Below are 12,234 nucleotides of genomic sequence, written 5' to 3'. Positions count from 1 at the left end.
TGCCGGGGTTTGACATAATAGATTGGAAGGGATAGCAGGAAACAGTTTCAAATAAAAAACATAATCTCACAAAATTTCCTCCAAAATCCCAACCAAAAAAACATAAACCCACAAACAATATACAATAAAGAAAAATTTCGTAATTTTGCACTCCAAATAAAAGGGATTATACAATGTTAGATAAACTTCAATATGTAAAGCAGCGTTTTGACGAGATTTCGGATTTGATTATTCAGCCCGATGTTATCGCCGATCAAAAACGTTATGTGCAGCTTAACCAGGAATATAAAAGTATTAAAGCTCTGGTTGACAAAAGAGAAGAATACATTCTTGTTTTAGCAAACATTGACGAGGCAAACGAAATTATTGCCGACGGAAGTGATGCAGATATGACCGAAATGGCTAAAATGCAGTTGGATGAAGCAAAAGAACGTTTGCCGCAACTTGAGGAGGAAATCAAATTTATGTTGATTCCGAAAGATCCTGAAGATGCTAAAAACGTTATGGTGGAAATTCGCGCGGGAACGGGTGGAGATGAAGCGAGTATTTTTGCGGGAGATTTGTTTAGAATGTATACCAAATATTGCGAAAACCGTGGCTGGAGAGCTTCTGTTGTAGATATGAACGAAGGAACTTCCGGAGGATTTAAAGAGGTTATTTTTGAGGTTTCGGGAGAAGATGTTTACGGAACTTTGAAGTTTGAAGCAGGTGTACACCGTGTACAACGTGTTCCTCAGACAGAAACACAAGGTCGTGTGCATACGTCTGCTGCTACTGTAATGGTTTTACCGGAAGCGGAGGAGTTTGATGTTCAGATCGATATGAACGATGTTCGTGTAGATTTCTTCTGTTCGTCTGGACCTGGAGGACAATCTGTAAATACTACGAAATCGGCTGTACGTTTAACGCATATTCCAACCGGTTTGGTGGCGCAGTGTCAGGATCAGAAATCGCAGCACAAAAATAAAGATAAAGCGTTGACCGTTTTACGTTCTCGTTTGTACGAAATGGAACTGGCCAAAAAAGAAGCCGAAGATGCTACAAAACGTACGTCTCAGGTAAGTTCTGGTGACCGTTCTGCTAAGATTCGTACGTATAATTATGCACAAGGCCGTGTTACCGATCACAGAATTGGTCTGACACTTTACGATTTAGGAAACATCATGAATGGTGATATTCAGAAAATTGTTGCCGAACTGCAATTGGTTAACAATATGGAGAAATTGAAAGAAGCTTCAGAAGTTTATTAAAGGTTCAAAGTTAAAAAGTCGCAAAGGTTCAAAGGTTTTTTGGAATCTTGTAAATATTAAAGCCGGACATTTTTTGTTCGGCTTTTTTTATTTGGTTTAAAAGTAGAGCTTTAAAGCAAGAGTGAGAACTTAATTGGAGATTTTTAGTTCCGAACCTTAGGGGATAGTTTGTTTGAATCTCAAATAAAAAGGGTTTTTCTTATAATTTTTAAAGTGTTAAAAAAAAGTTAATATAAATAGATAAAAAATGTTAGCGCCTTAGTATCTTAGCTCCTCAAAAACTAAAAATAAACCAACCAATCCAATTTTTTTATGAAGAGAACTTTACTTTTATTTTGCTTCTTTGGGAGCTTTTTTTATGGACGATCGCAATCTTATCTTGGTTTTAGAGATGATAATTATGCCGGGATTCAGTCTGCCTTGTTTAATCCTTCTAACATAGTCGATTCTAAGTACAAGGCCGATGTAACCATTTTCTCTGCCAGCGGGACGGGTCAGAATGATTTGTACGGTGTTAACTTTGCCGACATCCTTGACGGCGGTTACGATCTGGATACCGAAGCAACCAAAAATTTCAAATCGAACAACAAAGGAAATTTTAATTTTGATATTCTGGGGCCATCGGTTATGTTTAATATTGATCCTGTCCACAGCGTTGCTATTTTTACACGTGTACGAAGTGTTACAAACCTTACGGATATAAATGGCCAGCTGATTGATGAGGTAAATAAGGATGTAAATTTTTCGGAGAGTTTCATGATTGCTGGCGGAAATCCGAATGGCGTTACAAATTCCTGGGCAGAAATTGGTGCGAGTTATGCAACAGTTTTATTAGATCGCGACGATCATTTTGTGAAAGGCGGAATAACCCTGAAATATTTAATGGCAGGCGTGAATGGCTATATCAACGGAAACAATCTAAGCGTGGTTTTTAATAAGAACGAAGCTAATCCACAGTTGAGTGAATATTATTCGACTGGAACCATGAAAACGGCTGCAAGTTACGATTACGAAAATGGCGACGACCCCAAATTTGATATGAGTTCAGCAGGAGTGGGATTGGACCTGGGTTTTACTTACGAATATCGCACAAACTGTCATACTTGTGTTGGAAACCGCTATAAATTTAAGGCTGCAGCTTCGATAACCGATATTGGTAAACTGAATTACAAAAATATTATCGAAAACACCTATAATGTCAATGGTCGCGTTACACAGGATGATATTGAAAATGCCGATGATATTTTTGAATTTTTTGACACCAATTACACCAAAACTTCTTCCAGAAAAGGTGTAAAAGCTAATTTACCAACAGCATTGCATACCAACTTTGACTGGAATATTGATAATAAATTCTACCTCAATCTAAGCGGTGATTTCAATCTCGTAGATGCAAAGAAGGTAAACAGTACTGCCATTGCCAATTCTGTTACTTTTACGCCAAGATATGAAACAAGACAGTTTAGTTTCTATGTTCCGTTAACGTATTTGCAATACAGCGGTACACAGATCGGTGCCGGTTTTAGAGCCGGCCCGTTGTTTATTGGCTCAGGAACGCTTTTTACCAATCTGTTTTCCAATACTTCAAAGGGATGTAATATCTATGCCGGTTTAAAGCTGCCGATTTATCAAAATTATAAATAAAGGGTCAGAGGCTCAGATGTTCAAAGGTGCAGAGGAAAGTCTGTGGAATGTTGGAAGAAAAATTATAGAGAAAGTTGAGACTTTGTTGCTTTGTCACTTTGAACCTTTGAGCCTAATAAAAAAAGCAGAACATACCACAAGGTATATTCTGCTTTTTTTTGTATATATATCACGGTCTTATCTTCATTAATCGCTTTCCCCAAAAAGCGTATAATGAAAGTTAGATGCCTAAAAATACTCGTGTGTATTCAAAACATTTATATAGATTAGAGTACATGTATACGCCGTTTTTCAAAATTATATCGCTAAACTTTTCCATAATAATTAAATATTAAGTTTGACAATTACTCTTTAAGATGGTTCATATTGTGATGTTTCTTTCAAATCTGGTTCATCAGCTGAATCATGATGTGGTTTAGAAACAAGTTTGGTAACAATTTGTTGAATAAGTGAGCCCAAAAGTCCTTTGAACATTGAGTCTCCTTTGCCAACAATAAATCTCTTCGCCAAAAACCCGATTCCGATACTAATTGCCGATTGTGCTATTTGGCCTTTAAAACCAGCCGTTTCGTTAATTTCCTCGACGGTATTTCGAATTAAGTTAAGAGGTTTTAAATTCTCCTTGATCTCATCGATATGATCTTTTATAGCGCACCATTCGGTATCCTGACGAACTTCTAATTCATTAATTTTCTGATTTAACTGATCAATAGTGTAAATAGCCTCCATAGTTAGTCTTTTATATATTAATGATTAAATCAGTTTTTAGTTTCTTTTAGAATACTTGAAATAATAGTATTTCCAATTGGTGTTTTTATCAGTTTATGATGAGATTTTACAACTATAACAGCAACAATCAAATAGAATAGCGCCATAATAAAAAAGCCGTAATAGTACTCTCCAAGTTCTTTTCCTACCCATAAGCTAATTCCTATATTAAGAAACAGGGTAAAAAATGCAACAACAATTCCGATTGCAATCTTAGATGCTAATGATGATACACCATCGGCCACTGAACTTACTGTTTTTAGTTTTAGTAATTCTAAACTTGTTTTAGCATAGTTTTCAGCTTTTTCATAAAGATTAAGATTCTCGTTTGTTGTTGCATTTGGTTCCATGATATAGGGTTTTATGGTTTGAAAATTTCACTAATTAATTGTGTTCAATTAATAGTTTGATTTTACTGTTTTAGCTTCATCTTTCATTGTGTTGAAGTCATCTTTAACTTGATTAAGTTTAGATTTTCCTTCTTCGATAATATCTTTACCATTTGAAGTAATTGTGCTTACAACACCGTCAAATTTTGTTTTAAAGTTATCTCCGTAATCTTTTGATTTATCTTTGATTTTTTTTCTAGTGTTTGATCCTTTGTCCGGTGCAAACAATACTCCGATAAATGCTCCCGCCGCTGCGGCTCCTAATATTCCTAAAATTGTGCTACTTGCTTTCATAATAATTGATTTAGTTATTAATATTAATATTTGTGATTTTATAATTGTGTTTAAATTTCCCGACCTTTAATAAGTCTAAGTAATACTGCGATAATGGCAATGACTAACAGTACGTGAATAATGCTTCCGAAACTGTAAACAAAGAACCCTAAAGCCCAAAGTATTACCAGAATCACTGCTATTGTATATAATAAGTTTGACATGGTTTTTTATTTTAGTGGTTTGTAATTAATTTTCTTAGTTTAATTTATACGATACATATAAATTTAAACTGCTGTTTCTAACATCTGGAAATGTGTAAGTTTGTCCTAAGGCAGTTCTTTCTTTTCCTACAGTTGTTAAACCATAGTTGTAACGTAAACCAATACTTACCGGACTAAAATCTACACCTACACCAGCAGCGATACCAGCATCAAATTTGTTAAGATCGTCTCTGTCAACATTTTGTTCAAAATCGATGTCTCCGCTTCCAGTAACTTTAGAATCAACTAAATATGAAGCATAACCACCAGCGTGTAAATTAAAGTTTTTAGTAATATTTACTCTTACTAATAATGGAAGCTCGATATAATTAAGTCTAAATTTAGCATCGCCATTTAAACCAGCACCACTATATTCTAATTCAGCACCTTTTGTAGTGAATAAAAGCTCTGGCTGAATGGCTACGAAATCTGAAATAGGAAGTGTAGCATAAACTCCGGCATTAAAACCGTATAAAACATTATTGTCGTTAACTTCGTCACCACTATCGATTAAGTTAGACATATTAAATCCTCCTTTTACCCCGAATTCGGTAGTTACATTAGTGTCCTGTGCATGCAGCATTCCAAATGAAGCTGTTAAAAAAAGTGTTAAGGCGCATAAAAAATTGTTTTGCATTTTCATGATAAAAATAATTTAGTTAATAGATAATAATTAAAGGCTTTTACTCGCTTTGTTTAATAATTCGTTCAGTTTCTCTTAAGAGCTTAAATTGTTCCGGCAAAAATCTCAGAACCAGTTCCAGAATTTTTTTATCATTTGTTTCTCTGGAAATTGTCTCAAGCAAATCTATCTGACTACATAACTTTTCCTTCATTGCATATAAATACACATTATTAAAATCGTTTTCTTTTGCATCAATGAGGTTGTACAGGTCTCTTTTATGCGTTCCGTCGATTTCAGTAATTACAATGAGCTTTGATGTTGCCAGTCTGGTTATTTCATCAAGAAATTGATTTTGTTGAATTTCGATTCTCTTACTTAATTCCTGAACAATAACGTCTGAACTTTTTTGTTGTGCAATTTGACTTTTGGAGATAATTGATGTACTTACATTCACCGATGATATAAAAAAAAACACTTCTGTTTCTTCTTTCTCTGTCTTTGCAAAAGTCTGCGCTTTTAAAGATTTTTCTATCGGATTTACTTTCCTGCAAGAACTCAAGCAGACCGTTAATACAGATAAGAAAAAGACTCTGAAAAATGCAGTCTTTACAGGGGGAATTGTTTTCATTATTACTTCCTAAAGTATTACATTACAAAGATGCTAACGAATGCAAGATTTTGCTTTACAGCATAAAAAATAAACGTTATATAATTCCCACAGCGGGCTTATATAACGTTTTTTATGTGTTTTTAGGGTAAAATTTAGTCGGGAAGAAACACTGTAAATACGGAGCCTTTACCTACAATACTATCGGCTGTAATATGACCTTTATGGTTCTCTACAATCTTTTTGCAAATGGCTAGTCCGATACCTGTTCCCGGATAATCTGTTTTGGAATGAAGACGCTGAAAAAGTACAAATATGGTTTCTTTAAATTGAGGGTCAAATCCCATTCCGTTATCTGTAAAAATAATTTTATGATACTTCTTTACAGACTGATCCAATATTCCGGAATAATCACTTGCCAATACTTTTTCGCTTGTGATTGTAATTTCGGGTTCCATATCCGGCTGACTGTATTTTAAAGAATTCCCTATAAGGTTTATAAACAATTGTTCGATCTGATATGGAATTACAGAAAGCTTTGGAAGTCGGTTCGTTTTGATAACCGCCTTTTTTTCTTCGATTATTTCAGCCAATTCAGATTCTGCATTGTCTAAGAGTTCATTTAGATTAACCTTAATGAATTCTTTCTTGGTAGTGTTGGTTCTTGAGAATAAAAGTAAATCATCAATTAAAACCCGCATTCTTTTAGCAGAAGTTTCAATTTTGCCGATGTAATTTTTTGCACTTTCAGACATCACAGATTTATCTGCTTCTGAAACCCTCGAGATAAAAGTCTGAATTTTTCGGAGTGGTTCCTGCAAATCATGACTTGCAACGTGATTAAAAGAAGCTAATTCTTTATTGCTTTTTTCTAATTCTTTATTGCGTTCCTGAAGTTCTATATTGAGAAGATGCTCATCTGTAATATCGAAATTAATACCCAAAAGAATTTTACTTCCCTGCTGATCCGTCAGTAGTTTTCCAGTTGTTTTAAAATAACGAATTTCAAAATCAGGACGAATAATTTTATAATATACAAACGGAAGCTGTTTTTTTTCTACAATTCCGTCGATAGCTTGTGCAACAGATTCTTTATCGTCAGGATGTACATATTTTAAAAGTGTCGCTTTATTCGGAGTAAAAGAATTGGGCTCCAGTCCCAATAAACGAAATTGATTGTCTGAATAATCGATTTTATCCGAATCGAGATCCCATTGCCAGGTGCTGAATTTCCCGATATTTTCAGATTCTGACATTAATCCGCCGGAGATTAAAAGCTTTTTATTGTACACTTTTAGTCGTTCAAAATCGCGGCTAATCTGGCGGTAGGCCAGTAAGATGAAACACAAAGCCACTAAAAATAATGAAATGGAAAAAAGCGGACTTAATGAAATTTCGGCATCATAGATTTTAAGTCTTTTTTTGAGATAAGCTTTTTCAATGTCATTCATTTCATCAACCTTAAAACGGATGTTTTCCATTAAGATCCTTCCGCCAAACATGTGGTTGTCCAGTTTTCGTTTGTCGTATGTTTTCGGATCGCTGTATTTTAAACAGTTTTCAAAAGAAACAAAGCGCTGCGTAATGAGTTTGAAAAGTTTTTGAAGATTTTGTTGCTGTTCCGGATTATCGGCAGTCAGTTTTTTTAGGGTAATAAAAGAAGTATTAACCTTGTCACGAGAATAAATATAAGGAGTTAAAAAACGGGCATTACGAGTGATAATATATCCTCGTTGGCCCGTTTCTGCATCTTTAATAGCCGACATTAATCGTTCGAGCTGGATGTTTATTTCGTAAGTATGCATAACCACTTTACTTGATTCGTTCAAGTCCTGATTATGTTTGTAAGCAATTGAAGAAAGAAATAACAGAATGAAAACTGCGATTACAAAAATAACTCTCAATGAGTTTGAAGAATTAAAATTTGGGATCCATTTCATTGGTGTGCTCTTATTTTAGTCGCAGCAAGAAATTATCACGGTTTAAACCAGAGGTGTGATAGTGCCAGTTTACTGTCACGACTTCATTAATTATTTTTTTAAGCGTATTGAAATCACTTGGCTTTTTAATATAAATATTAGCTCCCTGAATAAATGTATCTTCTATATCTTCCTCAGATGAAGAGGTTGAGTAAATGGCAATAATTATATCTTTTAAATGATCCGTTTTTTTAATTTCGATTAAACATTCTTTTCCTGTTTTTTTAGGCATATTTAAATCGAGAAATAAAATATCCGGAAGTTTATTGTCTGGGTTCAGTAAGTGATCCATTAACTGCATACCATCATGTACGAAATTGACATTGGTTTGGATTTTTATTTCCTCAAAAGCATCTTTAAAGAAAAGACGGTCATCTTCATCATCATCAGCCAATAAAATGTGTAATGCGTTTTTTTGCATTTGAATATGGGTATTTAGGTTTTATTTTAAATTTTCTCTTCGTTTCTTAATAATTCTCTGAAAGGCAGAGGGAGTAATTCCGGTTGTGTTTTTAAACTGCGTGCTCAAATGCGCTACGCTGGAGTAATTTAGTAAAAAAGCAATTTCCGTCAAACTCATTTCGTTAATAATTATTAACTGTTTTGCTCTTTCGATTTTCTGTAAAATGATAAAGTTTTCTATAGAAGAATAAGTTACTTCCGAGAAAACGTTAGATAGATAACCATAACTGTGATTTAACTTCTCAGCTAAAAACACAGAACTTTTATAATTATTGCTGTCGTCCATAAATACAAGTTCGATAATAGCGTCTTTTATTTTTTGGACTAATACACTTTTTTGATTTTCAACTACTTCAAAACCACACGGGACCAATTTATTTTTTAAATTTTCCAGTGCTTCGGCATCAAGGTTGTCTTCAATTTCAATTTCACCAAATCCCAGAGTGGTAAAGTTTATGTTATTTTGTTCCAGGTTTTGTTTTAAATAAAGAGAACAGATTGTGTTAATGTCGAACTTTATAAATAGTTTCATTTTATAGAAATTTGGTTAAAGATACTTAATTTATTTGGTGTTTTTAATTTTAATTGTGGTAGAATTACAAGTAAATTTGTTTTTTTGACTAAATTATCAAAAAAATACCGCCTAATATTTTTACTAGACGGTATTTCCCTGATTGAGTTGCAAGGATTTACAAATCTGACAGAATCTGATGAAATTCTTCTTTAGTTTTACCTAATTTTTGCTGAAGTCTTCCGTACATTTCATCTTCTTTTCCTTCTGCAAACATCAAATCGTCATCTGTAATTTCTGCATATTTTTGTTTCAATTTTCCTTTTAACTCATTCCAGTTTCCTTTTATCTCAGTAGTATTCATGATATCTTGCTTTAAATTAATGTTGTGTAAAATTGCAAAAACGCAATCGAAATTCTGTTACATTTATTCCGATGACTGTTTCATAATTTTCATTTTTTTTTTAACTTATAATGCTAGATTTTACTGCACACACGGGGCATCAATAATTAGTAATAATTTTAAATAAATATAATAATTTTTACATTATATAAAAACTGCTGTTGTCAGAGATTCAAAACTTTTCATTCTACAATCATATAAATCTTGATATATTCTTTCATATATTGTGTGCGATGTGACAGAAATCCAATGTCGGCCTAATTTGGAAAACCAATTTTATTATTTGTAATTTTGCAGCACTAGTAAAATACAGTATGACAACACAACAACTACACGAACAAATCCTTCTGAAAAAATCATTTTTATGCGTTGGTTTGGATCCGGATCTCACTAAAATTCCGGCTCATTTATTAGAAACAGAAGATCCTATTTTTGAATTTAATAAAGCCATAATCAATGCAACGCATGATCTGACTGTTGGTTACAAACCTAATACAGCATTTTTTGAAGCATACGGAATAAAAGGATGGATGTCTTTGCAGAAAACCATCAATTATATCAATGAGAATCACCCTGAAATTTTTACCATTGCCGATGCAAAACGCGGTGATATCGGAAATACTTCAAGCATGTATGCAAAAGCTTTTTTTGAAGATTTGAATTTTGATAGTGTAACCGTTGCACCCTATATGGGAAAAGATTCGGTTGAGCCTTTTTTAGCTTTCGAAAATAAACATACCATCATGCTGGCTCTGACTTCAAATGAAGGGGCTTTTGATTTTCAGACTTTAGATGTAAACGGGAAAGAATTATATAAACAAGTTTTGGAAACTTCTAAAAGCTGGAAAAACAGCGAAAACCTCATGTACGTTGTGGGCGCTACCAAAGCAGAGTATTTTACAGAAATTAGAAAAATCGTTCCTGATAGTTTCCTGCTCGTTCCGGGTATTGGCGCTCAGGGCGGAAGTCTGTCTGAAGTCTGCAAATACGGAATGAACTATAAAATAGGTCTCTTAGTAAATTCTGCCAGAGCAATTATTTACGCTTCTAAAGGAACAGATTTCGCAGAAAAGGCAAGAGAAGAAGCTTTGAAAGTGCAGGAAGAAATGGCTTCGATTATAGCTAATAAATAAGTTTTCTTTGTTTCAGGTTTAAAGTTTCAAGTTGCTACGCTCTGAGATTTTTTACGCACATAGCGAAATCCTTGCGAAATTTGAGGTTAAATCGAAGCCCCAACAACTTGAAACAAAGAAAACCTGAAACCAAATTTCAATGAAACAAATAAAAGATCAGATAGGAACTTTACATTCTTTTGAAGCAACTCCAAAACGCATAATTTCACTAGTTCCGTCTCAAACAGAATTACTATATGATTTAGGTCTGGAAGAAAAAATAATCGGAATTACAAAGTTCTGTGTTCATCCGTTTCATTTAAAATCTACCAAAAAGATTGTTGGAGGTACAAAGAAAGTTCACTTTGAAAAAATTAAACTTCTTGAGCCGGATATTGTTATTTGCAACAAAGAAGAAAATACAGAAGAAATTGTAAAACAATTAAGTGAAATTTGTCCGGTTTGGGTAACCAACATTATCTCTGTTGAAGATAATTTTCAGATGATTTCAGATTTCGGTCAGATCTTCAATTGCAGGACCGAAGCCCAAAAGTGGAACGACAAACTGACTTTCGCCCTGAGCGATTTTAAAAAGTACATTCAGAATACAGAAATTAAAAAAGCAGCTTATTTTATTTGGAAAGATCCGTACATGGTTGCAGGAGATAATACTTATATAAATGAATTGCTAAAACTAAATCACTTTGCCAATATTTATCAGGATAAGGGCCGTTATCCGGAAATAGAATTAAAGAAAATGCGTCTGGAAGGAGACCCTGATCTTGTTTTTCTTTCATCAGAACCTTATCCTTTTAAAGAAGAAGATGCCTTTGAGATCGGCCGTTTTACCCATCATGCCAAAACCGTTTTTGTAGACGGCGAGATGTTCTCCTGGCACGGAAGCCGGCTATTAAAAGCTTTTACGTACTTTAAACTGCTGCATGAACGTTTAAAGAGTTAATTGAATGAATTTCTAAATTCTAAAGGTGAAATATTGGTTTTACTTTTAAATAATTTATTAAAGGACTGCGGATATTCAAATCCTAACGAATAGGCTGTTTCGCTCACACTTAAAGAAGTGGTACTTAAAATTTCTTTAGCTTTTTCGATGATTTTATTATGGATGTGATGCTGTGTGCTTTGTCCGGTTAAGGAACGGAGCATATCGCTTAGGTAATTAGGAGAAACATTAAGTTCATTCGAAATATAAGCTACAGTTGGTAAACCAAATTTTTGAACTTTATCACTTTCAAAATAATCAGCAAGTAAGGTTTCCAAATTGGATAAAAGTGTATGATTGGCGGTTTTTCGTGTAAGAAATTGTCGGTTGTAAAAACGATTGCAGTAATTCAGAAGTAATTCAATATGTGAAATCATAACATCCTGACTAAATGCATCTATAGAAGAAAGGTATTCCTGCTCTATATTTTCCATAATTCCGATAATCATATTTTCTTCCTTTTCAGAAAGATGTAAAGCTTCGTTTACGGCATAAGAGAAAAAACCAAACTCTTTAATGTTTTTAGCCAAAGCGTAACTCTTAATAAAATCAGGATGAATTACCAACATCGCTCCGTATACATATGTGACAGCGGGAACTTCCGTCGAAATAATCTGTCCCGGTCCCATAAAGGTCATTACGCCTTCATCAAAATCATAATAATTTTGTCCGTAACGCATCTTTCCTTCAAATCCCTTTTTTATAGAAATTGTATAAAAATCATACATGACAGATTTAAAATTATCTTCAAACTGGCAGCTTATCTGTCTAAGATTTACAAAACTCACCAAAGGATGTTCGGGTTTTGGAATTTTAAGTAAAGTATGTAATTCAGATATAGAATGTATTTTATGCGGAATCATGGTTTCTTTTTTCATAGCATAGTATTATAAGAATATTCAAAACAGGAAAAGCATCGTAAAGATAACTTTTCCTGTAGACTTATTG

The 12,234-nt window shown here is 33.8% G+C and carries 15 protein-coding genes; 4 read left to right on the top strand and 11 right to left on the bottom strand.

What is annotated here, in order from left to right:
• Positions 1–173: 173 nt before the first annotated feature.
• Positions 174–1,250, top strand: coding sequence for a peptide chain release factor 1 (prfA, locus tag ABEB31_RS18550; RefSeq protein ID WP_347053152.1), 1,077 nt, complete (start codon positions 174–176; stop codon positions 1,248–1,250).
• Between the two features lie 312 nt (positions 1,251–1,562).
• Positions 1,563–2,894 carry a DUF5723 family protein gene (locus ABEB31_RS18545; protein WP_347053151.1) on the top strand — a complete coding sequence of 444 codons (1,332 nt, stop codon included), beginning with the start codon at positions 1,563–1,565 and terminating at the stop codon, positions 2,892–2,894.
• Between the two features lie 351 nt (positions 2,895–3,245).
• Here ABEB31_RS18545 and ABEB31_RS18540 read toward each other — a convergent pair whose 3' ends face one another.
• The 10 genes from ABEB31_RS18540 to ABEB31_RS18495 all read right to left on the bottom strand — a co-directional run bounded on the left by ABEB31_RS18540 (position 3,246) and on the right by ABEB31_RS18495 (position 9,135).
• Positions 3,246–3,623 carry a hypothetical protein gene (locus ABEB31_RS18540; protein ID WP_347053150.1) on the bottom strand — a complete coding sequence of 126 codons (378 nt, stop codon included), beginning with the start codon at positions 3,621–3,623 and terminating at the stop codon, positions 3,246–3,248.
• Between the two features lie 29 nt (positions 3,624–3,652).
• Positions 3,653–4,012, bottom strand: coding sequence for a hypothetical protein (locus ABEB31_RS18535; protein ID WP_347053149.1), 360 nt, complete (start codon positions 4,010–4,012; stop codon positions 3,653–3,655).
• 48 nt (positions 4,013–4,060) lie between these two features.
• On the bottom strand, positions 4,061–4,345 hold the full coding sequence (locus ABEB31_RS18530) for a YtxH domain-containing protein (RefSeq protein ID WP_347053148.1): 285 nt from the start codon (positions 4,343–4,345) through the stop codon (positions 4,061–4,063).
• A gap of 50 nt (positions 4,346–4,395) precedes the next feature.
• On the bottom strand, positions 4,396–4,548 hold the full coding sequence (locus ABEB31_RS18525) for a lmo0937 family membrane protein (RefSeq protein WP_347053147.1): 153 nt from the start codon (positions 4,546–4,548) through the stop codon (positions 4,396–4,398).
• 34 nt (positions 4,549–4,582) lie between these two features.
• A complete protein-coding gene (locus tag ABEB31_RS18520; protein ID WP_347053146.1) occupies positions 4,583–5,230 on the bottom strand; it encodes a porin family protein in 648 nt (215 codons plus the stop codon).
• A gap of 40 nt (positions 5,231–5,270) precedes the next feature.
• Complete coding sequence (locus ABEB31_RS18515; protein WP_347053145.1) at positions 5,271–5,840, bottom strand: DUF4142 domain-containing protein; 570 nt, start codon at positions 5,838–5,840, stop codon at positions 5,271–5,273.
• Positions 5,841–5,974: 134 nt separating this feature from the next.
• Positions 5,975–7,759: a sensor histidine kinase gene (locus ABEB31_RS18510; RefSeq protein WP_347053144.1), complete on the bottom strand. Its 1,785-nt coding sequence runs from the start codon at positions 7,757–7,759 to the stop codon at positions 5,975–5,977.
• A 10-nt stretch (positions 7,760–7,769) separates the two neighbouring features.
• Positions 7,770–8,219 (bottom strand): response regulator, encoded by a 450-nt coding sequence (locus ABEB31_RS18505; RefSeq protein WP_347053143.1) that lies wholly within the window; start codon positions 8,217–8,219, stop codon positions 7,770–7,772.
• A 21-nt stretch (positions 8,220–8,240) separates the two neighbouring features.
• Positions 8,241–8,792, bottom strand: a complete 552-nt coding sequence (locus ABEB31_RS18500) for a helix-turn-helix domain-containing protein (RefSeq protein WP_347053142.1) — start codon at positions 8,790–8,792, stop codon at positions 8,241–8,243.
• A gap of 157 nt (positions 8,793–8,949) precedes the next feature.
• Positions 8,950–9,135, bottom strand: coding sequence for a CsbD family protein (locus ABEB31_RS18495; RefSeq protein ID WP_347053141.1), 186 nt, complete (start codon positions 9,133–9,135; stop codon positions 8,950–8,952).
• A gap of 353 nt (positions 9,136–9,488) precedes the next feature.
• On the opposite strand from ABEB31_RS18495, the gene pyrF reads away from it, so the two are divergent.
• Both pyrF and ABEB31_RS18485 read left to right on the top strand, forming a co-directional pair.
• Positions 9,489–10,307: an orotidine-5'-phosphate decarboxylase gene (gene pyrF / locus ABEB31_RS18490; RefSeq protein ID WP_347053140.1), complete on the top strand. Its 819-nt coding sequence runs from the start codon at positions 9,489–9,491 to the stop codon at positions 10,305–10,307.
• Between the two features lie 139 nt (positions 10,308–10,446).
• On the top strand, positions 10,447–11,247 hold the full coding sequence (locus tag ABEB31_RS18485; protein WP_347053139.1) for an ABC transporter substrate-binding protein: 801 nt from the start codon (positions 10,447–10,449) through the stop codon (positions 11,245–11,247).
• On the opposite strand, the gene ABEB31_RS18480 is transcribed toward ABEB31_RS18485, so the two are convergent.
• Positions 11,244–12,164, bottom strand: a complete 921-nt coding sequence (locus tag ABEB31_RS18480) for a helix-turn-helix domain-containing protein (RefSeq protein WP_347053138.1) — start codon at positions 12,162–12,164, stop codon at positions 11,244–11,246. The two genes, ABEB31_RS18485 and ABEB31_RS18480, sit on opposite strands and share 4 nt — an antisense overlap.
• Positions 12,165–12,234: the final 70 nt, after the last annotated feature.

Source organism: Flavobacterium olei, from assembly GCF_039749035.1.
Classification (GTDB): domain Bacteria; phylum Bacteroidota; class Bacteroidia; order Flavobacteriales; family Flavobacteriaceae; genus Flavobacterium; species Flavobacterium olei.
This window is presented reverse-complemented; position numbering and strand designations above follow the sequence as displayed.